Source organism: Rhodococcus sp. P3_B8, from assembly GCF_056402775.1.
In genome coordinates this window covers 1-24,302 of sequence record NZ_JBFUGT010000090.1, presented here as the reverse complement: position 1 = coordinate 24,302, position 24,302 = coordinate 1, and the positions used below count along the sequence as shown (strand labels likewise).

Sequence of the window (24,302 nt, the reverse complement as noted above, 5' to 3'; positions counted from 1 at the left end):
CTTCTACCGCGGTCCCGGCGCCCAGCACCTGGCGCTGGCCACCAACGACATCCTCACCGCCGTCGACCAGCTCACCGCCGRGGGCGTCGAATTCCTGGCCACCCCCGACTCCTACTACGAGGACCCCGAACTGCGGGCCCGGATCGGCAACGTCCGCGCCCCGATCGCCGAACTGCAGAAACGCGGCATCCTCGTCGACCGCGACGAAGACGGCTACCTGCTGCAGATCTTCACCAAACCCCTCGTCGACCGCCCCACCGTGTTCTTCGAACTCATCGAACGCCACGGCTCCCTCGGCTTCGGCATCGGCAACTTCAAAGCCCTCTTCGAAGCCATCGAACGCGAACAAGCCGCCCGCGGAAACTTCTGAGCGGGCGGCAGTGCAGCGGGCGCGAGGCGGCGGGTCCGTTACCCGGGATCAGCGCACCCGCGGGGACTTCCGCGTGCTCACGGCGATGCGATTCCACGCGTTGATCGTGAGCACCAGCGAGATGAGCTGCGCCAGTTCCGTCTCCTCGAAGTACTCCTCCGCCTCCTCGTACACCGAGTCGGGGACGAAGCCCTCGGTCAGCACGGTGATCGCCTCGGCGAGCGCGAACGCGGCACGCTCCTTGTCGGTGTACAGCCCGTGCGCCTCCTCCCACGCGCCCAGCAGGTACAGCTTCTGTTCGCTGATGCCGATCTTGCGGGCATCGGCGGTGTGCATGTCGATGCACCACGCACAGTGATTGATCTGAGAGCAACGGGTGAGCACCAGCTCGACCAGCTCCGGGTCGAGGCCCTGCCGTGCCGCGGCGTCGAGGGCGATCATCGCCTTGTAGACGGCGGGGGCCTTGCGGGCGAGGTCGACGCGGGTCTTGCGCTCTGTTGTGGTCATACGAGAACAGTAAGCGCGAAATAGCCCATCTGTATGGTTCAATTCGTGCATGGAAACTTGGGCCAATTCGGGTCTGGGCCGCGACCTCCATCTCGACCTCACCGCGTCCGGCGGCGGACGGGCGCCGGGGGTGCGCGCGAACCTGGTTTCCGCTCTGCGCGAGTCGATTCGATCGGGACGGCTCGTCGCAGGCACGACCCTCCCGCCGTCCCGCACCCTCGCCCTCGACCTCGGCATCGCCCGCAACACCGTCGCCGAGGCGTACTCCGAACTCGTGGCCGAGGGCTGGCTCACCGCCCGGCAGGGGTCGGGGACCCGGGTCGCCGATCGGGCAGGCGAGCCGGCCCGACGTCCGCACACCCGCTCCACGGCGGCGCCCCGACCGGCGTTGAGCCTGATGCCCGGTTCTCCCGACGTCGGGGAATTTCCGCGTGCCGCCTGGATGGCGTCGGCCCGCCGCGCGCTCTCCGCGGCACCCAACGACGCGTTCGGACCGGGTGATCCGCGGGGACGTCCCGAGCTCCGTCACGCTCTCGCCGAATACCTTTCTCGTGCACGAGGAGTGCGCACCGATCCCGACCACATCGTGGTCAGTGCGAGCTCGGGGCACGGACTGTGGTTGCTCGCCCGCGCCGTGAAGGGGCCGATCGCCGTCGAAGGGTATGGGCTGCATCTGCATCGCGAGCTGCTCGGCGATGCCGGCGTGTCCACCGTCCCCCTGCAACTCGACGCGCGCGGAGCGCAACCCCCGGATGCGACGGGCAGGCAACTGTCGGCGGCGTTGCTCACCCCGGCCCATCAATTCCCTACCGGCGGGCCGCTCCATCCCGGCAGGAGAACGGCTTTCGTGGAATGGGCACGTGCGACGGGGGCGATCGTGATCGAGGACGATTACGACGGGGAGTTCCGGTACGACCGCCAACCCGTCGGCGCCCTGCAGGGTCTGGCCCCGGACGAGGTGGCATACCTGGGCACGGTGAGCAAGACCCTCTCCCCCGCGATCCGCGTGGGCTGGATGGTGCTGCCGGAACGCCTGATCGACCGTGTTCTGGCAGTCAAGGGCGGATACGAGAGATGGGTCAGCGCGACGGACCAGCTCACCCTGGCAGACTTCATCGAGAGGGGCGCATTCGATCGGCACGTCCGCAGGATGCGCACCCTCTACCGTCGCCGGCGCGACACCCTCGTCGAAACCCTCGCCGCCCGTGCACCACACGTGCACGTCACCGGCATCGCGGCCGGTTTGCACGCCGTACTCGAACTTCCCGACGGGACCGAGGCGGCCACCGTCGACCGGGCCGCGTCCCTCGGTCTCGCAGTGGAGGGTCTGCGCACGTTCCGTCATCCCCACGGTCCCGCGGACCGGTCCGACGGACTCGTCGTCGGCTACAGCACGCCGTCGTCCGCGCGTTTCTCGGCCACTCTCGACGCCCTGTGCCGCGCGCTGCCCACTCCGTGAGCAGAATTTCCTATGGGACTGGTCGGAATGCGTGTCGTGCGGTTACAGTCTGATCCGTGACCGAATCCGGCGTGATCGACTCAGGTGAGCTGCTGACGCGGCGTCGCCATGTCGATTTCGCACTGGTGTGTACCTCGAGGTGTCCGATCTCCTGATCGGACCCGTCCCCGGCGTGACGTTTCACGCCGGGTTCTTCCTGCACACCCTCGTTTTCGAAGGATTCGTACTGTCATGACCACTGCATCCGTTTCGCATCTCGCGTCGGTCATCGGCGCCACCCGCGACGCCGTGTCCGAGGATTCCGCGAACGCTCACGTCGTCTTCCGCGCCTCCGCGCAGGCGCACGACGCCGTCGCGAGCACCGTCACGCTCGGCAAGTACAGCGTCGAGGTGGACGAGCCACCGGCGCTCGGCGGCGACAATTCGGCGGCCAATCCCGTGGAGTACTACCTCGCGTCGCTGCTCTCGTGCCAGGTGGTCACGTACCGCTTCTGGGCCGAGAAGCTCGGTGTCCGCGTCGACGACATCTCGGCGCGGGCGGAGGGCGACCTCGACGTACGCGGGTTCTTCGGCTTCGACGACGCCGTCCGTGCCGGGTTCGGCGAGGTGCGGGTCGTCGTGACGCTGACCGGCCCGGAATCGCGGGAGCGCTACCTCGAACTGCAGGAGGCGGTGGATGCGCACTGCCCCGTCCTCGACCTGACCCGCAATCAGACCCCGGTCCGCACCGTGGTCGAAACACTCACCGGCGAAAACTGATTCACCACATCCACCTCACCGAATCTGGAGCACACCACTCGTGACCGAGAGCATCGATCCCACCGTCAACTGGTCGTTCGAGACCAAGCAGATCCACGCCGGGCAGACGTCCGACGCGACCACCAAGGCGCGGGCGCTGCCGATCTACCAGACCACCTCGTACACGTTCGACAGCACCGATCACGCTGCCGCGCTGTTCGGTCTGGCCGAGCCGGGCAACATCTACACCCGCATCATGAACCCCACCCAGGACGCGGTCGAGCAGCGCATCGCCGCCCTCGAGGGCGGCGTCGCCGCACTACTGCTGTCCTCCGGGCAGGCCGCGGAAACCTTTGCGGTGCTGAACCTCGCGGAGGCGGGCGACCACATCGTCTCCAGCCCGTACCTGTACGGCGGCACCTACAACCTCTTCCACTACACGCTGCCCAAGCTCGGCATCGAGGTGTCGTTCGTGGAGGACCCCGACGACCTCGAGCAGTGGCGCAGCGCCGTGCGCCCGAACACCAAGGCGTTCTACGGCGAGACGATCGCCAACCCGAAGAACCACATCCTGGACATCCCGGGAATCTCGAAGGTCGGCCACGACAACGGGATCCCGCTGATCGTCGACAACACGGTGGCCACACCGTATCTGCTGCAGCCGCTGAAGCACGGCGCCGACATCGTGGTGCACTCGGCCACCAAGTACCTCGGCGGTCACGGCACGGCGATCGCCGGTGTCATCGTCGACGGCGGCACGTTCGACTGGACCCAGGGCCGCCACGGCAACTTCACCACGCCGGACCCGAGCTACCACGGTGTCGTCTTCGCGGACCTCGGCGCCCCGGCCTACGCGCTGAAGGCGCGCGTGCAGTTGCTCCGCGACCTGGGTTCCGCGGTCGCCCCGTTCAACGCATTCCTCATCGCGCAGGGCATCGAGACCCTCAGCCTGCGCGTGGAGCGGCACGTCGCCAACGCCCAGAAGGTGGCCGAGTTCCTCGAGGCCCGCCCAGAGGTCACGTCCGTGGCGTACGCGGGTCTGCCGTCCTCGCAGTGGCACGAGCGCGCACGGCAGCTCACCCCGAAGGGTCCGGGTGCGATCGTGACGTTCGAACTGGCCGGCGGTGTCGATGCCGGCAAGAAGTTCGTGAACGCGCTCACCCTGCACAGTCACGTCGCGAACATCGGCGACGTGCGCTCGCTGGTGATCCACCCGGCGTCGACGACGCACTCGCAGCTCACCCCGGAGGAGCAGCTCGCCGCCGGTGTGACTCCCGGACTGGTCCGGCTGGCTGTCGGCATCGAGGGTATCGACGACATCCTCGCCGACCTCGAGACCGGATTCACTGCAGCCGCAGTCTGATCCGATGCCGGGAGGCCGGGGCGCCCGCCTCGGCCTCCCGGCGCTTTCAGATCATGGCGCGCATCATTCCCTGCGGTTCGCCGCCGAGCTGGGTGAGCGCGCTCGCGTGGTTGGTGGGTCCGGGCACGTGAACCGCGTGGGCCAGGCCGGCGTGCGCGTCCCGCCAGAACCGTTGCATCGGAGTCTTGTAGTGCAGCGCGCCGCCGCCGGCGCGCGCGAAGATCTCGTCCACGGCACGCACCGCACGCCAGGCCGCGGCGATCTGGGTGCGGCGTCCGATCGCCCGCTCCTCGAACGTGATCTCCTTGCCCGCGTCGACCTTGTCGTAGAACCGGTCGGCGGTCTCGATGAGGGAGACCCGCGACGCATTGATCTCGGCGGCGGACTCTCCTATCGCACTGAGCACGTAGGGATCCTCCTTGATCTTCTGGCCCGTAATGGCGACGCGGTCCTTCTGCACCGCGATGTGACAGGCCAGCGCGCCCTCGGTGATGCCGATGACGGCGGCGGTGATGCCGAGCGGGAACATGCACGAGTACGGCATGTTGAACAACGGCTCCGGCCTGCCCGCCTCCTTCTGCGCACGTCCGTCCATCACCTTCGCCGCGTTCAACGTCCGGTAGCCCGGGACGAAGGCACCGTCGACGATCAGGTCCTTGCTTCCCGTTCCGCGCAGGCCGATGACGTCCCACGTGTCCTCGACGATCTGATAGTCGGTGCGCGGCAGAATCACGTGCAGCGACGACGGCGGCACCGCGATGCCACCCTCGCCGTCGCCGACCATCGCCCCGAGGAAGGCCCACTGACAGTGGTCGGTTCCGGACGAGAACGACCACCGTCCCGTCAGGACGTACCCGCCGTCGACCGGTGTCGCGACACCCATGGGCGCATACGGCGACGCCATCCACGTGTCGTTGTCCTCGCCCCAGATCTCCTCCTGCACCTGCGGGTCGGCGAACGCCAGTTCCCACGGGTGCACGCCGACGATCCCGGTGACCCATCCGCTCGCACCGTCGAGTGCGGCGACTCCCATGACGGTCTCGGCGAACTCGCGGGGGTGCACCTCGTAGCCGCCGTAGAGCTTGGGCTGCAGCAACCGGATCGCGCCGGAGTCGCGCAGGAGGGCTGCGGCGGTGTCGGTGAGCCGGCAATCCGCCTCCGACCGGACGGCCTGCCCGCGAATCTCCTCGGCGACGCCGTCGATTCTGTCGAGAACCTGTCCCATCGGGACTCCCTTCCACCACGAGTAGAACACGTTCTAGTCAATATAGCGCCGGAGGTGGCAATTCCGGGCCGATCCGCACCCCACGCTTGAAAGTTCGTTATCCCTAAATCTATAGTGCGGATATACGAATCAGCAGGTAGATCCGCAGACCACGACCAGGAGCTCCGTGAGCATCGAGGCACCCCGCCCTCTCCTCCCGCGCCGCACGCCCCGCAAGGGCAGTATCCGAACTGTCGCGCTCATCGGGCCCGCCTTCGTGGCTGCCATCGCGTACGTCGACCCCGGAAACGTGGCCGCCAACCTCACCGCGGGCGCGAAGTACGGGTACCTACTCGTCTGGGTCCTCGTTCTCGCCAATGCCATGGCCGTGCTGGTGCAGTACCTGTCTGCGAAACTCGGGCTGGTCACCGGCAAATCACTGCCCGAAATGCTGGGGACCCGCCTGCGGACCGGGAACCGTCGCGCGTTCTGGCTGCAGGCGGAGGCGATGGCGATCGCGACCGACCTCGCCGAGGTGATCGGCGGCGCGATCGCACTCAATCTCCTGTTCGGCGTTCCCCTCTTCGTCGGAGGGCTGATCACGGGCGTCGTGTCGATGGGCATCCTGTCGATCCAGAGCCGCCGCGGTCAGCGGACGTTCGAGTTCGTCGTGATGGGACTCCTGACGATCATCACCGTCGGGTTCCTCACCGGGCTCGCGTTCACCGACGTGTCGGGTACGGACGCGCTCGCCGGACTCGTGCCGCGTTTCGAGGGCACCGAGACGGTCCTGCTCGCCGCGAGCATGCTCGGCGCCACCGTGATGCCGCACGCGATCTACCTCCACTCCGCCCTCGCCCGCGACCGGCACGGGAACGACCTGGAAGGCCCCCGCCTCGCGCGACTGCTGCGGGTGACGAAGTGGGACGTGGTCGGTGCGCTGATCGTGGCAGGCGCGGTGAACATCGGCATGCTGCTGCTCGCCGCCTCCGCCCTGCGCGGCATTCCGGGCACCGACTCGATCGACGGCGCGCACGCCGCCATCCAGAGTTCGCTCGGCCCCACGGTCGCCGTCGTCTTCGCCGTCGGACTGCTGGCGTCCGGCCTGGCGTCCACGTCGATCGGCTGCGCCGCCGGCTCCGAGATCATGTACGGCCTGCTGTCGATGCGCATCCCCCTGTTGCTGCGCCGGGTGGTCACCCTGATTCCCGCACTGGTCGTGCTGGCGATCGGCGTCGATCCCACGTTCGCGCTCGTCCTCAGTCAGGTCGTTCTCAGCCTGTGCATCCCGTTCGCGGTGATTCCACTCGTGCGGATGACGTCGAGCCGCGACCTGATGGGCGTCCACCGCAACGCGACGGCCACCACGGTCGCCGCCTGGGTGGCGGCGTCGTTGATCGTCGTGCTCAACGTCTCGCTGCTGTGGCTGACGTTCACGGGTTCGGCCTGATCACTCGTGCCGCGGCGCGCCTGACACGACGCGCTCCAGCGCGTGCAGGTCCTCGGACAGCATCCGGAACATCCAGTAGGCCGCCACGAACGCGACGACGCTGCCGACGCACAGGACGCGGAGCGCGACGATCACCCGGGGCAGGTCCTCCGGGGGAATGAACGTGGCTCCCGCGATCCCGAGCAGCGGCACGGCGGCGGCCGCGGCGAGGAAGAACGTGCTGCGGCGCCCCAACCGCTTCAACATCCGGGCGTCGGACGCACTGATCTCGCCGTGCCTCAGAAACACCGGGTAGAGGCAGCGGACGGCGTAGAAGTTCACGAAGAAGAACGGGTAGACCACCGCGATCGCTCCGCACACGAGCTGAGATGCGGTGAAGTGGACGATCGTGTTCCACGGAACCTGACTGCCGCTCACCTCCAACGTGATCGGCACGACGAGGCCGCTGACGATCCACAGCCCGAGGCAGAGCAGTGCACACCGCTGGCCGAGAAGCAGGGTGTCCCGGCGCGCCCGGGCGAGCTGGGCGCCGGTGTAGACCCGCCCCCGGCGCAGCCCGCCGGCCACCATCGTCAGGTAGATCACCATCGACACCGTGCCCACGGCTCCGATGAGGAACGCGACCGTGTAGTCGATCCGGGTGATCCGCTCGAAGTTCTCCTGCGCGGCGGGCGGCAGCTTGCTGATGATCAGGGTGCTGTTGTGCTGGTAGCTGTAGAGGATCGCCAGCAGGTTGGGAACTGCGATGGCCAGGAACATGATCGGGTGCGTCCACCGCCGCATCCGCAGCCGCCAGCTTCCCGGCGGCGGATCGACCAGATCTCGGGCGTGCGCGTCGAGGCAGACGTCGAGCTGCTGGGCTAGTTCGGCACCGGAGGAGAACCGATCCTTCGGTGCCGGCGCCAGCGATTTCAGCAACACTCGCCGCAGCGCGTTCGGACAGTCGGCGGGCAGCGCGTCGGCGGCCGGTTCGTCCGGTCCGCGCCGCCGCGCGAGCATCGCGTCGAGAGTGGTGCGGTCGCCGGGCGGGTGGGAGTGCAGTTCGGCTTCGCTGTCGTCGAAAGGTCTTCTGCCGGTCAGCAACTCCCACAGGACGACCGCGAGCGAATACAGGTCGCTGCGGGTGTCGAGATCGCCGGGTGCGCCCGGCCGGTCCGGGTGGATCGCCTCGAGCTGTTCGGGTGACATGTAGGCCAGCGAGCCGCCGAAGTACGCGACCGGACTCGACCCGGCGACGTTGCGGCTGAAGCTGATGTTGAAGTCGGCGAGCTTGGGGACGCCCTCCGTCGTCAGCAACACGTTCGCCGGTTTGACGTCGCGGTGCAGGACGCCGTGGCGTCCGGCGTAGTCGAGCGCCTCCGCGAGCCGCCGGCCGAGCCAGGCGACCGTCTCGGGCCAGGTCAGCGTCGCGATCTCCCGGCGCACCCCGGATTCGCTGGGCCGGATCTCGCCTCGCCCGACCAGGGCCCGGTCGATCGCGTCCAGCAGCACGGCGCCGCTGCGCGCTTCCGGCGGAGTCTCACGGACCCGCCCGACCACGTCGAGCAGGGTGCCGCCCGGCACGTACTGCATGTACAGCAGTCTCAGGTCACGGCCCGCGAGGAGGCGTTGATCGAAGACCCGGACGATGTAGTCGTGGTCGAACTGGGCCAGAGTCTGCGGCTCGGTGCCGTGGTCCAGGGAAATCTTGACGGCGACCATCCGTTGCAGCGACCGCTGCCGGGCCAGGAACACCCGCGCGAACGCGCCCCTGCCGAGACCGGTCACGAGATCGAAATCGTCGATCCGCTGGCCCACCTCCAGATCGTCGAGCGTTCCGCCGCTCCCCGGAGACACCGACAGCGTCGTCTCCCCGCGATGGAGCGCCGTGCTCTGGTACTCGCCGGTGCCGAGCAGTTCGTCGAGCTCACCGGCCTGACCCGGAAAATTCTGCGTGTATTCGCTCGCCTCGACCGACTCCCCGCTGCGCCGCCGGATGTGGAACTCCTCGTACAGCAGATCCGGCGGCAACGGCCACCGCCGCAGTTCCGGCAGCTCCTCACAGTATTGGTCGAGCCGCTTCGGGTGGTCGCCGCGCAGCCAGCGGTTCTCGAGGTCGACCTTGACGAGTTCGATGAGCGTGACCCGGCGGAGCGCGGGAGACACGGGCAGGTAGGCGACCAGATCGGGCGCGGACGACGAGGACTCCCAGGCACTGGCGAAGCGCGCGACGGCGTCGCCGACCGCCGTGTCCGACACCCAGGCCTGCTCGGAAGCGGCCGGTGAACCTCGCCGGGAGGGCATGAAAGCCATGGTAGCTGGCCACAGCCGGCCGACTACTGCAGTTCCGACACCGGGGTCGACGGGTCGATGGTGACGCCGATCCGCGCCAGATTGCCGTGCAGCACTTGCCAGATCGACACCTCCAGGAACTCGGCCAGCTCGTCGCTGCCGAGCGCCGACTGCGGGTTGCTCAGCCACCGGTTGACGCTGGCATCCACGAGTCCCACCAACCCGAAGGCCAGCGACTCGGCGAGATCCGAATTGCCGGCCACCGTGTCGAGGACCGTCGCGAGCAGACCGGACAGCTGGAGCGCGATCGCGGTCTTCGTTCCGGTCACCACACGCGAGCCGGTGGTGCGCCTGCTCGGCGATCCGGTGCCGAGGAATTGGTGGAGCCGTGGATATTCCACGATCCACCGCAGGTACGTCTCGACCGCGCGCGCGATCGCCTCGCCGACGGTCCCCTCCGGTGTCAACGTGGGCGCGAGGTCCGCCATCAGTCGTTCGATGATGCGTCCGCGCAGCTGCTCGTCGAGGTCGCCACGATCGGTGAAGATCCGGTAGACCACCGACCGCGGCACGTCGGCGCGGTTCGCGATCTGCTGGACGCCCACGTCGGGGCCGTCCTCGTTGATGGCGTCCATCGCGGCTTCGAGAATCCGGCTTCGGCGTTCCGCCTTGTGGTCCTCCCAGCGCGTGGCGCGGCCGTCGCCCTGGGGCGACGCGGCGGTTTCCACTTTGTCCGGCATCACGCACACGTTACCCATCCAACTGTTGACTGGACAGACTGTCTCACATACTTTTGTGAGACAGGGTGTCACACACACATTTCTCCGGACTCTAGGGAGCGCAATGGGTAACAGGGTGTTCGTCGTCGGCGTCGGGATGACGAAGTTCGAGAAGCCGGGTGCACGCGAGTGGGACTACCCCGACATGGCGCGCGAGGCCGGCGGCAGGGCACTCGCGGACGCCGGAATCGAGTACGGGCTCGTGGAGCAGGCATACGTCGGATACGTGTACGGCGAATCGACGTCGGGACAGCGGGCCGTCTACGAACTCGGCCTCACCGGCATTCCCATCGTGAACGTCAACAACAACTGTTCGACGGGGTCGACCGCACTCTTCCTCGCCACGCAGGCCGTCCGGAGCGGTCAGGTCGACTGCACGCTCGCGCTGGGCTTCGAGAAGATGCAGGCCGGTTCGCTCGGGTCCACGTACGACGACCGGGAACAGCCGATGATGCGCCATCTCCTCGCGCTCGCCGAACTTCAGGAGTTCGCGATGCCGCCGGCCCCCTACATGTTCGGCGCCGCGGGCAAGGAACACATGGAACGCTTCGGGACCACGGCGGAACAGTTCGCCAAGATCGGCGTGAAGAACCACCGCCACTCACAGAACAACCCGTACGCCCAGTTCCAGGACGAGTACACACTCGACGAGATCCTCGGCTCGAAGCCGATCTACGGGCCCCTCACCAAACTGCAGTGCTCCCCCACCTCCGACGGCTCCGGCGCCGTCGTCGTCGTGAGCGAGGAGTTCGTCGACAAGCACGACCTCGCCGGGCAGGCCGTGGAGATCGTCGGCCAGTCCATGGTCACCGACCTCCCGAGCACATTCGACGACCGGAGCGCGATCAGCCTGGTCGGCGCGGACATGACCCGCACGGCCGCGGCCCGCGTGTACGAACAGGCCGGCATCGGACCGGACGACATCGACGTCATCGAACTCCACGACTGCTTCTCCACCAACGAACTGCTGACCTACGAGGCGCTCGGCCTGTGCGGCCAGGGCGAGGGCGGCAAACTCGTCGACAACGACGACACCACGTACGGCGGGCGCTGGGTGGTCAACCCGTCCGGCGGTCTCATCTCCAAGGGACATCCCCTCGGCGCCACCGGACTCGCCCAGTGCAGCGAACTCACCTGGCAACTCCGCGGCACGGCCGACAAGCGCCAGGTCGACGGCGCCGCGGTCGCCCTTCAGCACAACATCGGACTCGGCGGTGCCGTCGTCGTCACCGCCTACCGCGCACACTGATCCGTCTCTCGCACAATTCCTTCCACCTCGAACACCAGGAGTACACCATGGCTTCCGTTTCCGTCGCAGCGTCCCTTCCCGCCTCCCCCGACAAGGCGTGGGACGCGCTCTCCGACCTGTCCCGCTGGGAGGAGTGGCTCACCATCCACCAGTCGTGGAAGAGCGAGATCCCCGCCGAGGTGGCACTCGGATCGAAGTTCACGGAGGTCGTCTCCGTGATGGGCATGGCCAACAAGATCGAGTGGACCGTCACCGAGGTGCAGGTGCCCGAGATGGTGAAGATCTCCGGCACCGGCATGGCGGGGGTCACCGTCGAATTCACGCTGAAGGTCGAGCCGGACGGCGCCGGATCCACGGCGATCATCGACGCGAGCTTCACCGGCACGATGATCGTCGGCCCCATCGGCAAGGCCGTCGCCAAGAACGCCAAGGCGGATCTGGAGGCGTCCCTGGCGGGGTTCGCCGACATGGTGGGCTGATCTGCATGACCACCCCCACAGTCGAATTCGACACGAGCGGCCTCGGCGAGTGGACCGATCCGCAGCGGTTCGAGGTCACCGCCGAGCGCATCGCCGACTACGCCGCGGCCACCAACGATCCCATCGAACGCCACCTCGCCGGCGAGGTCGCGCCACCGGTGTTCGCCGTGGTCCCCGCGTTCACGTCGATGGCACCGGCGGCACTGTCCGTCGCCCCAGTCGAACTGCTCATGAAACTCGTGCACGGGGAGCAGGATTTCCACTTCCACCGTCCGATTCGTCCCGGCGACAACCTCGTGGTCCGCGCGAGACCGATCGGATTCGAGGGCCGGGAGAACGGCTCCACCGTCGTCGTCTACGTCGAAACCACGACGGACGGCGGCGAACTGGTCAACGAGCAGTGGATGACCGCGTTCTTCCGGAAGGTCGACGCGGGAGCCGGACTCGGCGAGCAGGCACCCGCGCACCGGTTCGACGAGTCCCTCCGCGGACAGGCCCCGGTCGCGTCGATCACCCAGCACATCGACGAGAACCAGACGTTCCGGTACTCGCCCGCCTCCGGTGATCCGATGCCGATCCACCTGGACGACGAGATCGCCCGGATGTCCGGACTTCCCGGAATCATCAACCACGGCCTGTGCACCATGGCGTTCACGTCGTGGGCGGCGCTCACCGAACTCGCCGACGGCAGGGTCGAACGGCTCCGCCGGCTCGCGGTGCGGTTCGCGAAACCCGTTCTGCCCGGCCAGGACATCGCCACGCAGTTCCGGCAGGTCGGCGAGTCCACGCGCGGGACAACGTCGTACGCCTACGAGACCAGCGTCGGAAACGAACTCGTCATCAAGGACGGCCTCGCCGTCATCGCGGACATAGAAACCTAGGAGTACGCACATGGGAACACTCGACGGACGGGTGGCCATCGTCACCGGCGCCGGACGCGGAATCGGCCGGGAACACGCACTGCTCTTCGCCCGTGAGGGCGCTGCCGTGGTCGTCAACGACCTCGGCGGCGCGAACGACGGCACCGGCGAGGACGCGGGCCCGGCTCAGCAGGTGGTCGACGAGATCGTCGCCGCGGGCGGCAGGGCCGTCGCGAACACCGACAACGTCGCGTCCTGGGACGGCGCCGAAGGACTCGTCGGCCAAGCGGTGAGCGAATTCGGCCGCCTCGACGTCCTCGTCAACAACGCGGGCATCCTGCGGGACGCCTTCATCGCGGGCATGACCGAAAGCCAGTGGGACGCCGTCATCGCCGTGCATCTCAAGGGACACGCCGCCACTCTGCATCACGCGGCGGCGTACTGGAAGGCGCAGACCAAGGCAGGTGAGACCGTGAACGCGTCCGTGATCAACACCGCGTCGGCGTCGGGCACGTTCATGCCCAATGCGGGCCAGGCCAACTACGGCGCCGCGAAAGCGGGCATCGCCGCACTCACCCTGGTCGCGGCGGACGAGCTCGAACGCTACGGCGTCCGGGTCAACGCGATCGCCCCGATCGCCCGCACCCGGCTCACGCTGGCCACCCCGGGTATGGGCGCGCTGTTCGCCGAGGAGGTGCCGGAGGGCGAGTTCGACGCGTTCAGCCCCGCCAACATCTCTCCGCTCGTCGCGCGTCTCGCCGACGCGAACTGCAAGATCACCGGCAAGGTGTTCGCCGTGCAGGGCGGTGCCATCTCCGAGCTCGCCGGCTGGCACGACGTCACGACCATCGAGAGCGACGGCCCGTGGACCGTCGCCGACCTCGCCGACCGGCTCGGCTGAAGGGCCCCGACATGGCCAAGAACACGTACGAGCTCGGGCTCGGGCTGACCGAGGAACACCGGGCCCTCGCCGACTCGGTCCGCGCTTTCGCCGAACGCACCATCACCTCCGATCATGTCCGGTCCGCGGTCGAGTCCACGAGCGAGGACAAGTTTCCGCCGTTCTGGGATGCACTCGTCGGCCAGGACCTGCTGGGACTGCACGTCCCCGAGGACAGGGGCGGTCACGGCGCCGGGCTCCTCACGTTGGCGGTGGCTCTCGAAGCGCTGGGGCGGACCGCCGCCCCGGGTCCGTTCGTCCCCACCGCGCTGTCCGCCGCGCTCGTGGCGGCCGCGGATTCCAAGGTCGGCATCGAGGTGATGCCGGGTCTTCTCGACGGATCACACACCGCCGCAGTCGCGTTGGGCCGCCCACTCGACGCATCGGCGCACGAGGGCGGATACCGCGTCACCGGGGTCGCGGACGCGGTTCTCGGCGGCGAACACGCCGATATCCTGCTACTCCCGATCACCGTCGGCGACGACGTCCGCTGGGCCGTCGTCGATTCCGCGGACATCACCGTCACGGTGCAGGACGGCATCGACGTGCTCCGCGGTTCGACACGGATCACGGTCGACGCCGTCGACGTGGGCGCCGACCGGATCCTCGACGGTCTGAGCGAGCAGCGCGTCCGGTCCGTCGCCACCGTCGTCCTCGGTGCGGAGGCGATCGGCGTGATGTCCTGGTGCGTGTCCACCGCATCCGAGTACGCGAAGACGCGGGTGCAGTTCGGGCGACCGATCGGCCAGTTCCAGGGCGTCAAGCACAAGTGCGCCCACATGGGCATCGCACTGGAGAAGGCGCGCGCGGTGCTGTGGGATGCCGCCTCCGCCCTCGACAACGCCGACGACACCGCCGATTTCGCCGCGGACATCGCCGCCGTCGTCGTTCCCGATGCCGCGGTGCAGTGCGCACAGGACTGCATCCAGGTCCACGGCGGCATCGGATTCACCTGGGAGCACGACGCACACCTGTTCTACCGCCGGGCGCTGGCCATCCGGGGGCTCCTCGGCACCCGCGAGGAGCGGGCCACCCGGGTGGCCGACCAGTCACTCGCAGGCACCGCCCGCACCTCCGAACTGGAACTGCCGGACGAAGCCGAGGCGATCCGGACCGAGGTGCGTGCGGAACTCGCCCCGCTGGTGGGCCTCGACGAGGACGACCAGCTGATCGCACTCGGCGACGGCGGCTGGGTGCAGCCGCACCTGCCGAAACCGTACGGGCGCAGCGCGTCCCCGCTCGAGCAGATCGTCATCGCCCAGGAGATCAAGACCGCCGGAATCCCGATGCCGCAGCTGCTGATGGGCGGCTGGGCGGTACAGGCCGTCGTCGCCCACGGCACGGACGCGCAGAAGCGGGATCTCGCCGTCCCCACCCTGCGCGGAGATCTCGTGTGGTGCCAGCTGTTCAGCGAACCGGGGGCCGGTTCCGACCTGGCGTCGCTGACCACCAAGGCCGAGAAGGTCGACGGCGGCTGGACGGTGACCGGGCAGAAGATCTGGACCACGGTGGCACAGTTCTCCGATTGGGCGATGCTGATCGCCCGCACCGACCCGTCCAGGCCGAAACACGAGGGCATCACGTACTTCGTGCTGGACATGTCGACGCCGGGGGTCACCGTCCGGCCGCTGCGCGAGATGACCGGGTCGGCCCTGTTCAACGAGGTCTTCCTCGACGACGTGTTCATCCCGGACGAGAACGTGGTCGGGAACGTGAACGACGGCTGGAACGTGGCCCGCACGACCCTCGCCGGCGAGCGGGTGGCCCTGAGCCAGAAGATGGAGGCCTACGCCACCGACAAGGATCTGCTGCAGTTCGCCCGCGGCCGCGACCTCGGCCCGCTGGCACGCTTCCGCGTCGGCGAACTGGTGGCCGAGAGCCAGGCAATCGATCTGATCGGTTCACGGATCGTGCTGAAGCAGCTGTCGGGGGCGGACGTGAGCATCACGTCCAGCGTCGGGAAGCTGCTCGGTATGGGCCTCGGGCAGTCGATCGCCGAATTCGTCGTCGCCGAACTGGGGGCAGCGGGCGCCGTCAGCATTCCCGGGGAGCCGAGCGACAAGGCGATGGAGCAGTTGATCGCCGGCCGCGCCACCACCATCTACGGCGGCACCACCGAGGTGCAGCTCAACGTGATCGGGGAACGCATGCTCGGACTGCCCCGCGACGCGCAGGGGGTGTCGTGACCGGCGGGCCGCTGAGCGGGCTGACCGTCGTCGAGATCGCGAGCCTCGCGCCCGCCCCGTTCGGGTGCATGATCCTCGCCGACCTCGGCGCGGACGTGATCCGCGTCGAACGGGCGGGTGACGGCGGCAGCGGGCTGATGGCGCCGTCGGGTGTACTCGACCGGGGACGACGATCGATCGCCGTGAACCTGCGGACTCCTGAGGGGCTGGAGGCCGTCCTGACACTCGTCGAAACAGCCGACATCCTCGTCGAGGGTTTCCGTCCCGGCGTCGCGGAACGCCTGGGCATCGGCCCCGACGACTGCCTGTCCCGCAACCCCGGACTGATCTACGGGCGCATGACCGGTTGGGGCCAGGACGGACCTCTCGCACCGCGGGCCGGGCACGACATCAACTACATCGCGCTCGCGGGCGCGCTCGAACCCATCGGGCGCGCCGGCGAGCGGCCGGTGCCGCCGCTGAACCTGTTGGGCGACTTCGGCGGTGGCGGCCTGGTGTTGGCGATGGGGATCCTGGCCGCGCTGCACGAGCGTTCCCGGTCGGGCCGCGGACAGGTGGTGGACGCGTCCATGGTCGACGGCGCGGCGCTGCTGACGGCGTTCGTCCACGGCATGAACGCCGCCGGTCTGTGGCAGGAGGGTCGGGGGCGGAACGTCCTCGACGGGGCCGCCGCGTTCTACGACACCTACGAGTGCGCCGACGGTCTGCACGTGGCGGTCGGGTGCGTCGAACCGCACTTCTACGGTGAACTCCTCGACGTGCTGGGGTTGAGCGGTGAGGATCTGCCGTTGCAGTACGACCTCGATGCGGCGCCGGAACTGAAGAAGCGTCTCGCCGAGGTGTTCGCGACCCGGCCGCGGGACGACTGGGCAGCCGTCTTCGCCGATTCCGACGCGTGCGTGTCGCCCGTCCTGTCGCCGTGGGAGGCGCACGAGCACCCCCACAACAAGGAACGGGAGACGTTCATCGAGGTGGGCGGCATCCGCCAGCCCGCACCGGCACCGCGCTTCAGCCGCACCCCGGCGCCCGTTCCCCGGCCGGCCCCGCGGCCCGGGCAGGACACCGATGCGATCCTCGCGCAGGCCGGTTACGACCCGTCGGGCATCGAGCAGCTGCGCTCGGCGGGTGCCGTCGAGTAGGTGGCGGGGACCTATCCGCGATCGGCGTCCGGCGGGAAGCCGCCGGTCGCGATGGGTCCCCACTCGTCGATGGTGATCCGGATGAGGCTCTTGTTCTGCTTCCGCATGGCGTCCCGGTACTCGTCCCAGTCGGGATGCTCGCCGGAGATGCCGCGGAAGTACTCCACCAGCGGCTCGAGTGCGTCGGGCATGTCCAGTACCTCGGCCGTGCCGTCGATCTGCACGTAGGCGCCGTTGAACTCGTCGGAGAGCACGCACACGCTCACGGCGGGGTCGTGTCGCACGTTCGCGGCCTTGGCGCGCTGCGGGTAGGTGGCGACGACGATCCGGCCTTCCGAGTCGAGTCCCGACGTGACCGGGGAGATCTGCAGGCCGCCGGAGCGCTTCCGGGTGATCAGCACGCTGCGATGGCGCGGACGGACGAAGTCGAGCAACTCTTCCCGCGTGACACGGTCTGCGGTGGCGATGGCCATGGTGCACCTCTCCTCTGCTGCGTTGATTCTCTCCGGTTCACCATAGGCTCCACCACAGTCCTCAGACGTCTGAGGACTGTGTTAGCGTCGCCGAATGGCCGGACGTCACACCCTCCGCAGCGGACCGCTGGTTCCCCAGCTCGAGGAACTCCTCGCCGCCCGGATCCGTGACGGCAAGTGGGCCCTCGGCAGCCGCATCCCCAGCGAGGCCGAACTGGCCACCGAACTCGGCGTCGGCCGCTCCTCCGTCCGCGAGGCCGTCCGGCTGCTCGCCCGCGACGGCCTGCTCGACGTGCGGCACGGCGTCGGCACGTTCGTCGCGAAACCACCCACGGGCGGTGCGGGACTCGAGAAGCTGCTGCGCCGCGCGCGCCTGCTCGAGGTGTACGAGGTGCGGCGCGCCCTCGAGATCGAGGCCGCCCGGCTCGCCGCGGAACGCGCACGCCCCGAGGACCTTCGGCGACTGCGAGAGCAGCTGTCGGCCCGGCACGACAGCACCACCGAGTCGACCGCCGTCTTCGTCGCGGCCGACCTCGACTTCCACGCCGCGATCCTGGAGATCGCAGGCAACTCGATCCTGTCCGCCCTGTTCGATTCGATCCGGCCGCTGCTCGTCGACGCGCTCGCCGAACTCGTCGACCACGAACCGGGCCGACCCGACACCAGCTGCGCACACGACGACCTGGTGCGGGCGCTGGAAGCAGGCGATGCCGAGGCGGCTGTCGCCGCCACCGCCGCCAACCTCGATCCGACCATGTCGATTCTGCGGAAAGGCGAACATCAGTGACCACCCCGAACTCGGTCGTCAGCACCGACCACGTCGACCTCGTGCGGAGCGGCCGATATCTGCTCAGCGACATCACCCTCCACATCGAACGCGGACAGCACTGGGTGCTGCTCGGCGCGAACGGTGCGGGCAAGAGCACGTTGCTGAGCATGCTCGGCGCCTTCGCGCATCCGACCCACGGCACCGTCCACGTCCTCGGCCATCAGCTGGGCCGGGTCGACATGCGGGAGTTGCGCGCCCACATCGGGCACGTGAACCCGCGACACCGGATCGACGCGCCGCTGACGGTGCGCGACGTCGTGCTGACCGGCCTCACCAACACACCCGAGTTCGTGCCGAGGTGGGCACCGACCGCCGGCCAGGTCGCCCGCGCCGACGAACTCATCGCCTCCCTCGGCATGCAGAAGCACGCGGACGCCCTGTGGCCCAACCTGTCCCAGGGCGAACACGGACGCGCCCTGATCGCGCGGGCGCTCATGGCCGAGCCGCAACTCCTCCTGCTCGACGAGCCCGCCACCGGCCTGGATCTGGCTGCGCGAGAACAACTCCTCACCGCACTCGACGAACTGCGCGTCGCGTACCCGAGCCTCGCCAGCATCCTCGTCACCCACCACCTCGAGGAAATCCCGACCACCACCACCCACGCCGTCCTCATCCGCGACGGCCGGGTGATCGCACAGGGCCCCGTCACGGACGTCCTCACCACCGGCAACATCAGCGAATGCTTCGACCACCCGATCGAGATCACCCGGCAACGCGGCCGGTGGGTCGCGCAGACACGGGTGCCCGAGACGGTCGGATAACCGCCGACGCGGTGCACACTGGTGGGTATGGCACGCGCTCGGCGCGCCACAGCCGCACGGACATTGGCCGGATTCCCACGCAATTGCCTGTGATTCCGGCAAATCCGTCGGCAAACGGCGCGAGAACCGCTACGACCCCACCCGCTCACACGAGCCGACGGAATGCGCGGCCAGCAGTTCCTTCGCGCGACTGCGTGCCGCGTTGTACTCGTACCACTGCGACTCTCCCCTCACCTGCCGGTCGAGTCGGTACAGGGCGCACGACCGTTCCGGTTCGGGCAGCCGATCCAGAGCGGGGACGGCGTCGACGGACAGCGAATCGAGGTAGCTCACGTCGATCCGCCCGGTCTCGCCGAACCGCTCCACGTTCTTCCTGGCAACGTAGGCGTCCGGATCGATCGCGGCGAGGAGGAGCACCCCACACACCGCGGACGCCAGGACGGCACGCGGCAACCACCGCCCCGACAACCGGACGCCTGCCGCGATGAGCAACACGAACACCAACCCCAGCCACAGTTCCGTCACCGTCACGGTCACCCGCAACCGCGTGTACCCGTACTGGTTCTCGTACAGCGACATCCGGTGGATCGCCGAGGCCACGACGACGAGCGTCAACGCGCAGAGCAGTCCGAGCAGCACCCGCACGAGGACGCGATCCACCACCTCCACTCGCGCCGCCTTCCGGACCGCGACGGCGATCACCACCAGTGTCAGCGCGGTCACCGCCAGCAACTGCCAGAAGCCCTGTCGCGCGTACTCGGCGTACGTCAGGTCTGCCGTGGTCAGCACGTGCGTGCTCCCACCGAACAGCACCGTCAACTGCACCGCGACGAATCCGAGGAACAACAGATCCAGCAGTGCCAGCGGAAACACCCACTCCCACCGGGCAACCGGGCGCCCCGGCCCGGGGGCGAGTGCGTCGACGCGGGGCGTCCGCCTCAGCAGGTACGCGGCCCCCAGCGTGCCCCCGCACACCAGGACACCGAGCACGAACCGCCCGAACGGATTAGACACGTGGACGGTCGGTGCGGCCCTGCCGAGCAAGGCGGCGAAACCGGCATCCGCGCCGGCGAACAGCGAACCGAAGACCAGGAGCAGCACGGCCGTCACGGCCGCGACACCGAGAGCGCGGCCCACGGGCACCTTCCCGCTCGAATGCCACCGCCTCGCACCTCGACGCGTCCACCGCGCCACCCGCAGCGGAGTGAACCACAACGCGAACGACCCCGCCGCCAACCCCGTCCACGTGCGTCCGCCGACGAGGGCGAACGACCCGACCACCCAGCTCAGCGCCACACAGACCGCGGCCAGCCACCCCGCACCGCGGACGCTGAGCACGGCCAGCAGGGCGAGGGCACCGAGGATCGCGACGGACTGAACAGCCGTCGGCATCGTCCTGCGCGTGGCGAACACCGCGACGGCCACCGCAGTGCCGGTGACGATGTAGCCGAGGCCGACCACCGTGACCTGCAGCGTGAGCGCCGCGACCATGCCTGCCGCCAAGGCCGCGAGGACGATCGACCGTGGAGCCATCGACGTCCGGTCGCGGCGCCAGGCACGTCTCGGCCAGAAGTCGCCCGACGTGGGCGCGGCGGGTTGTGGGGGTGCGATGGTCATGGTTCCCTCCCTGGTTGTCGCTGCCGGATGAAGGCAGGCGTCATCGCGGGACGTCGCGTCCCGGTTGTGGATCGGTAATCAGACGGCGGGCAGACTCACCCGGATACAGCAGCCTTCGGCGGTGTCGACGACCTCGATGCGGCCGTCGTGGAGATCCACCGCCCAGCGTGCGATGGCGAGACCGAGGCCGGTCCCACCGTCGGTGGAGCCGCCGCGGGTGAACCGCTCGAACACCCGCGACCGCTCGCCGGGCGCGATACCGGGGCCGTCGTCCTCCACCTCGATGATCACGCCGCCGGCGTCCGGTCTGGCACGGACGACCACGCGGGTGCGCGCCGGGCCGTGCCGAAACGCGTTGTCCACGAGATTCGTCACCACCTGATGCAAGCGTGCGGTGTCCGCGTCGGCGCGCAAATGCGGCGGTTGCACGTCGACGGTCACCCGCCGCGGTCGCCGCGGGTCCTCCGACTGCCGCACCACATCCTCGAGGAACTCACGGACCGGAAAGTTCTCCCGCTCGAGTTGCACCGCCCCGCCTTCCACCCTCGACAGGTCCAGCAACTCGGCGACGAGGCTCCCGAGCCGCTCGGTCTGGTCGAGCGCCACCCGCATCCGGGCGGGGTCGGGCTCCTCCACCCCGTCGACGACGTTCTCGAGGAGTGCCTGCAGAGCGGAGATCGGTGTGCGCAGTTCGTGCGAGACGTTGCCGATGAGTTCGCGGCGATACCGATCGGCGGCCTCGAGGTCCTCGGCCATCTGGTTGAACGCGCGAGCCAGTTCGCCGATCTCGTCCCGCGACGTCGACCGCACCCGGCGTGAATAGTCGCCGGTCGCCATCGCGCGGGCCGCGGCGGTCATCGCGCGGAGCGGAGACGTCATGCCGTGCGCGAGGATCTGGGTCACGGCCAACGACACCAGCAACGCCAGGACCAGCGCGTATCGGAACGGCCAGCGAGCGGTGACCCAGAACGTCAGCGACGCGAAGAACAGCGCGGCCACGACGAGAAGACCGGTCTTCACCTTGAACGACCGCAGCGGATCGAGAGGTCGGGGCATCCGGTCCAGGATCCGGCCCGCGCTCACCGCTGCACGTCCAGTGCGTAGCCGACGCCGTGCACGGTGCGGATCAGGTCGCCGCCGAGTTTTCGGCGCAGCGCCTTGACGTGACTGTCGACGGTCCGGCTACCCGCCCCGTCACCCCACCCCCACACCTCCGCGAGGAGCGACTCCCGTGCGATCGCCGCGCGCGGCCGGGAGGCGAAGTAGGCCAGCAGGTCGAATTCGGTTCGTGTCAGATGAATTTCGTCGGCGCCGCGCCGGACGCGACGCTCCACGAGGTCCACCTCGATGTCGCCGACGGACAGTCCGTCCCGCTCGGCCGGCACGGTCTCCTGGGCACGATCGGCCCGCCGCAGCAGCGCGTGCACCCGCGCCACCAGCACCCGCATGCTGAACGGCTTGCTCAGGTAGTCGTCGGCACCCACGCCGAGACCGATCAGCATGTCCGTTTCGTCGGCGCGCGCGGTGAGCATCAGCACCGGCACCGGCCGCGACGCCTGGACGCGGCGGCACACCTCGAGGCCGTCGAATCCCGGCAGCATCACGTCCAGTACCAGCACGTCGGGCGACGAGGCCGCGCACTCCGCAACGGCGGAGGGACCGTCCGACGCCGTCACGACGTCGAAGCCTTCCGCTCGCAACCGCGCCGCGACCGCCTCGCAGATCGTCGCCTCGTCGTCGACGACGAGCACTCTTCGCTGGCTCATTCCCCGACTGTATTGGGCGCACGTGCGGATCCCCGTCAGAGCTTGTGAAGATTCTGTGCAGGTTTGCCCGCGGTTCCGCCGCGGGGTGGGAGATGCGCACCCTGGGGTGCCTGTCGAATCGCTCGCGCCCGGCGCAAGCTTGGTCTATCAGCCCAGCTAGACACCCCAAACCACCGGAGGCACCCCATCGTCCACACCGCAACTCGCATCGCGATCGGCGCAACCGCCGCCCTCACGTTCTCCCTCGCAGGAGCCGCAGTGATCGTTCTTGCCGGTGGACATACCGACGGGGCTCCGACCCCGAGTTCGGAGGGGGCCGTCTCGCAGCAGCAGCCGGCTCCGGCGATCGCGCCGGCCCCGAGTCGGATCGTCGTCGCAGACCCCGGCTACTCGGTGAATCCCGAGTACTCGGCGCCCGGCTATTCGGCCGACACCGAAACGGTGGCGCCGGGACCGGGTGTCGTTCCGCCCGTCGTGGCGGCACCGCCCATCGTCCGAGCACCGATCGCCCAGCCGCCGATTGTCCAGCAGCCCATCGCCCAGCCGCCGGTTGCGCAGCCGCCCGTCGTCCAGCCGCCCGTCGTGGTGGACCCGCCCGTCGTCGTCGATCCGCCCGTCGTCGTCGACCCCGTTCACCCGCCGAAGGGTCCGTTCGAAGGACCGGGTCAGGTCGAGCCGGGCGTTCTCGAACCCGAAACCAATCCGTTCCCCGTCGGCGGCGGCCCGAAGCCTGCCCCGCCCGCGGCCCCGCAGTCACCCGGCGGAGTCGGCCCCGTCGACGGCGGAACCGTCGTCGGCCCCTGATCACCGGAGGAAATCCACATCATGTCCCACACCAAGACCCGCATCGCGATCGGCGGGGGCGCAGCCTTCGTCCTCTCGGTCGTCGGAGCCGCCGGAATCGCCGTCGCCAGCGGCACGGCATCACCGACCGCCGAGGTGAGTGTCACCGAGCAGCACCAGGACGAGGACACGACGTCCACGCCCCTGCCGGTCTTCACCCCGCCGGCGCTGCACACCCCGACACAGGAACCGCCCGGGTCATTCGACACCGCGTCGGCCGGCCCATTCGAACCAGCCCCCTGGCGGTAGCTCGAGCTCCGGCGGCTGCTGTCGGTCGTCCGGTGCCTCGACGAGCGCGTGGACCGGTTCCGGCCACAGTGTCTCCACCCGCTCCGCGGCTTCGGCGAAAACGGCGGCATCGAGGTCGGTCCGAGATTCCGGAACCCCGAAGTAGGGCCACGCCGTGATCATCGACCAGCGTTTCGGCGGCGGGAGCGGCTGGAGAAAGTACGTCTTGTCCGCGGTGAGCGGTCCGCCGCGCCCTGCCCCGCCATGCAGGCCGTCGGTCATGCGGGCACCGGGAAGGTTCGTGAACACACTGCCGTCCGCGTACTCGATTCCGAACAGAAACGGCCCGCTGCTCTTCGCCGACCCGGGTTTGCCGAATCCGAACATGTCGAGCAGCACCGTGGACTCGGACCTGCGTGCCTGGATCGTGAACTCGACACCACAGCTGTACACGTGAACGTCGGTCAGCCACAGCACGAGCGACTCAGTGCGGGCCAGCACGGTGTCGACCGGCACGGAGACGGGGATCTCGTTTTCCGGGGTCGATTGGAATCGGATACCGGTCATCACGAGACCTCCACTTCGACGTCCTCGGGTGCCTTGTCGTCCCTGAGCCCACGCCAGCTGGGGTGCCGCAGTCTCTTCGAGCCGGTCCAATCCATGAACCGCACCTCCGCCACCAGTGTCGGGGTGACCCACACGGCCCCCTTGCGGTCGGCGGTGGGCAGGTCTTCGACGAACGGGCTGGTGTCGGTTTCGAGCGGCCCCAGGGTGGACGCGAGTTCCTGCAG

25 protein-coding genes are annotated in these 24,302 nt (G+C 68.9%); 15 read left to right on the top strand and 10 right to left on the bottom strand.

What is annotated here, in order from left to right; translation table 11 throughout:
* Window positions 1–370, top strand: a 370-nt coding sequence (locus AC1D1G_RS24125; RefSeq protein WP_477953974.1) for a VOC family protein, incomplete at its 5' end; no start/stop codon positions are given.
* 48 nt (window positions 371–418) lie between these two features.
* Here AC1D1G_RS24125 and AC1D1G_RS24120 read toward each other — a convergent pair.
* Entirely contained in the window at window positions 419–877 is a 459-nt protein-coding gene (locus AC1D1G_RS24120; RefSeq protein ID WP_477953973.1) for a carboxymuconolactone decarboxylase family protein, read from the bottom strand.
* Between the two features lie 49 nt (window positions 878–926).
* On the opposite strand from AC1D1G_RS24120, the gene pdxR reads away from it, so the two are divergent.
* The 3 genes from pdxR (at window position 927) to AC1D1G_RS24105 (ending at window position 4,437) form a co-directional block, all read left to right on the top strand.
* On the top strand, window positions 927–2,336 hold the full coding sequence (pdxR, locus tag AC1D1G_RS24115) for a MocR-like pyridoxine biosynthesis transcription factor PdxR (protein WP_477953972.1): 1,410 nt from the start codon (window positions 927–929) through the stop codon (window positions 2,334–2,336).
* Window positions 2,337–2,567: 231 nt separating this feature from the next.
* Window positions 2,568–3,095: an OsmC family protein gene (locus tag AC1D1G_RS24110; protein ID WP_105414233.1), complete on the top strand. Its 528-nt coding sequence runs from the start codon at window positions 2,568–2,570 to the stop codon at window positions 3,093–3,095.
* Between the two features lie 40 nt (window positions 3,096–3,135).
* Window positions 3,136–4,437, top strand: coding sequence for a bifunctional o-acetylhomoserine/o-acetylserine sulfhydrylase (locus AC1D1G_RS24105; RefSeq protein ID WP_317570969.1), 1,302 nt, complete (start codon window positions 3,136–3,138; stop codon window positions 4,435–4,437).
* 46 nt (window positions 4,438–4,483) lie between these two features.
* Here the strand turns inward: AC1D1G_RS24105 and AC1D1G_RS24100 are convergent, their stop codons facing one another.
* Window positions 4,484–5,662 (bottom strand): acyl-CoA dehydrogenase family protein, encoded by a 1,179-nt coding sequence (locus AC1D1G_RS24100; protein WP_105414235.1) that lies wholly within the window; start codon window positions 5,660–5,662, stop codon window positions 4,484–4,486.
* Between the two features lie 166 nt (window positions 5,663–5,828).
* Here AC1D1G_RS24100 and AC1D1G_RS24095 point away from each other — a divergent pair, with 166 nt between their 5' ends.
* The gene (locus AC1D1G_RS24095) at window positions 5,829–7,091 is read left to right on the top strand and encodes an Nramp family divalent metal transporter (protein WP_418339284.1); all 1,263 of its coding nucleotides are present in this window, start codon (window positions 5,829–5,831) and stop codon (window positions 7,089–7,091) included.
* Here the strand turns inward: AC1D1G_RS24095 and AC1D1G_RS24090 are convergent, their stop codons facing one another.
* Together AC1D1G_RS24090 and AC1D1G_RS24085 are read right to left on the bottom strand one after the other, a co-directional pair.
* Window positions 7,092–9,329 carry a serine/threonine-protein kinase gene (locus AC1D1G_RS24090; protein ID WP_477953971.1) on the bottom strand — a complete coding sequence of 746 codons (2,238 nt, stop codon included), beginning with the start codon at window positions 9,327–9,329 and terminating at the stop codon, window positions 7,092–7,094. It abuts the gene before it with no gap.
* Between the two features lie 77 nt (window positions 9,330–9,406).
* Window positions 9,407–10,102 carry a TetR/AcrR family transcriptional regulator gene (locus AC1D1G_RS24085; protein WP_025431932.1) on the bottom strand — a complete coding sequence of 232 codons (696 nt, stop codon included), beginning with the start codon at window positions 10,100–10,102 and terminating at the stop codon, window positions 9,407–9,409.
* 103 nt (window positions 10,103–10,205) lie between these two features.
* On the opposite strand from AC1D1G_RS24085, the gene AC1D1G_RS24080 reads away from it, so the two are divergent.
* Genes AC1D1G_RS24080 through AC1D1G_RS24055 form a run of 6 tightly spaced genes read left to right on the top strand, consistent with a single transcriptional unit; the run spans window position 10,206 to window position 16,994 of the window.
* Window positions 10,206–11,390 carry a lipid-transfer protein gene (locus tag AC1D1G_RS24080; RefSeq protein ID WP_477953970.1) on the top strand — a complete coding sequence of 395 codons (1,185 nt, stop codon included), beginning with the start codon at window positions 10,206–10,208 and terminating at the stop codon, window positions 11,388–11,390.
* 47 nt (window positions 11,391–11,437) lie between these two features.
* On the top strand, window positions 11,438–11,869 hold the full coding sequence (locus tag AC1D1G_RS24075; RefSeq protein ID WP_280778535.1) for a type II toxin-antitoxin system Rv0910 family toxin: 432 nt from the start codon (window positions 11,438–11,440) through the stop codon (window positions 11,867–11,869).
* A gap of 5 nt (window positions 11,870–11,874) precedes the next feature.
* Window positions 11,875–12,750 carry a MaoC/PaaZ C-terminal domain-containing protein gene (locus AC1D1G_RS24070; protein ID WP_477953968.1) on the top strand — a complete coding sequence of 292 codons (876 nt, stop codon included), beginning with the start codon at window positions 11,875–11,877 and terminating at the stop codon, window positions 12,748–12,750.
* 10 nt (window positions 12,751–12,760) lie between these two features.
* Window positions 12,761–13,630 (top strand): SDR family oxidoreductase, encoded by an 870-nt coding sequence (locus AC1D1G_RS24065; RefSeq protein ID WP_477953967.1) that lies wholly within the window; start codon window positions 12,761–12,763, stop codon window positions 13,628–13,630.
* Between the two features lie 11 nt (window positions 13,631–13,641).
* A complete protein-coding gene (locus AC1D1G_RS24060) occupies window positions 13,642–15,855 on the top strand; it encodes an acyl-CoA dehydrogenase (RefSeq protein WP_477953966.1) in 2,214 nt (737 codons plus the stop codon).
* Entirely contained in the window at window positions 15,852–16,994 is a 1,143-nt protein-coding gene (locus AC1D1G_RS24055; RefSeq protein WP_477953965.1) for a CaiB/BaiF CoA transferase family protein, read from the top strand. Before AC1D1G_RS24060 ends, AC1D1G_RS24055 begins: the two co-directional genes overlap by 4 nt.
* 11 nt (window positions 16,995–17,005) lie before the next feature.
* Here AC1D1G_RS24055 and AC1D1G_RS24050 read toward each other — a convergent pair whose 3' ends face one another.
* Window positions 17,006–17,467 (bottom strand): PPOX class F420-dependent oxidoreductase, encoded by a 462-nt coding sequence (locus AC1D1G_RS24050; RefSeq protein WP_280778540.1) that lies wholly within the window; start codon window positions 17,465–17,467, stop codon window positions 17,006–17,008.
* Window positions 17,468–17,561: 94 nt separating this feature from the next.
* Here AC1D1G_RS24050 and AC1D1G_RS24045 point away from each other — a divergent pair, with 94 nt between their 5' ends.
* A complete protein-coding gene (locus AC1D1G_RS24045; protein ID WP_477953964.1) occupies window positions 17,562–18,254 on the top strand; it encodes a FadR/GntR family transcriptional regulator in 693 nt (230 codons plus the stop codon).
* A complete protein-coding gene (locus AC1D1G_RS24040) occupies window positions 18,251–19,057 on the top strand; it encodes an ABC transporter ATP-binding protein (RefSeq protein WP_317570963.1) in 807 nt (268 codons plus the stop codon). The genes AC1D1G_RS24045 and AC1D1G_RS24040 overlap by 4 nt, the downstream gene beginning before the upstream one ends.
* 129 nt (window positions 19,058–19,186) lie before the next feature.
* Here AC1D1G_RS24040 and AC1D1G_RS24035 read toward each other — a convergent pair whose 3' ends face one another.
* The 3 genes from AC1D1G_RS24035 to AC1D1G_RS24025 form a co-directional block, all read right to left on the bottom strand.
* Window positions 19,187–20,674, bottom strand: a complete 1,488-nt coding sequence (locus AC1D1G_RS24035; protein WP_477953963.1) for a DUF4153 domain-containing protein — start codon at window positions 20,672–20,674, stop codon at window positions 19,187–19,189.
* A gap of 78 nt (window positions 20,675–20,752) precedes the next feature.
* On the bottom strand, window positions 20,753–21,730 hold the full coding sequence (locus AC1D1G_RS24030; protein WP_477953976.1) for a HAMP domain-containing sensor histidine kinase: 978 nt from the start codon (window positions 21,728–21,730) through the stop codon (window positions 20,753–20,755).
* A gap of 23 nt (window positions 21,731–21,753) precedes the next feature.
* Window positions 21,754–22,440, bottom strand: a complete 687-nt coding sequence (locus tag AC1D1G_RS24025; protein ID WP_283330785.1) for a response regulator transcription factor — start codon at window positions 22,438–22,440, stop codon at window positions 21,754–21,756.
* Window positions 22,441–22,698: 258 nt separating this feature from the next.
* Between AC1D1G_RS24025 and AC1D1G_RS24020 the strand changes: the two genes are divergently transcribed.
* Window positions 22,699–23,244: a hypothetical protein gene (locus AC1D1G_RS24020; protein ID WP_477953962.1), complete on the top strand. Its 546-nt coding sequence runs from the start codon at window positions 22,699–22,701 to the stop codon at window positions 23,242–23,244.
* Between the two features lie 21 nt (window positions 23,245–23,265).
* Entirely contained in the window at window positions 23,266–23,532 is a 267-nt protein-coding gene (locus AC1D1G_RS24015; RefSeq protein ID WP_280778547.1) for a hypothetical protein, read from the top strand.
* On the opposite strand, the gene AC1D1G_RS24010 is transcribed toward AC1D1G_RS24015, so the two are convergent.
* Both AC1D1G_RS24010 and AC1D1G_RS24005 read right to left on the bottom strand, forming a co-directional pair.
* Window positions 23,482–24,078 (bottom strand): hypothetical protein, encoded by a 597-nt coding sequence (locus tag AC1D1G_RS24010; RefSeq protein ID WP_477953961.1) that lies wholly within the window; start codon window positions 24,076–24,078, stop codon window positions 23,482–23,484. The two genes, AC1D1G_RS24015 and AC1D1G_RS24010, sit on opposite strands and share 51 nt — an antisense overlap.
* A partial coding sequence (locus tag AC1D1G_RS24005; protein ID WP_477953960.1) for an ATP dependent DNA ligase occupies window positions 24,078–24,302 on the bottom strand: 225 nt, incomplete at its 5' end. The genes AC1D1G_RS24010 and AC1D1G_RS24005, both read right to left, overlap by 1 nt.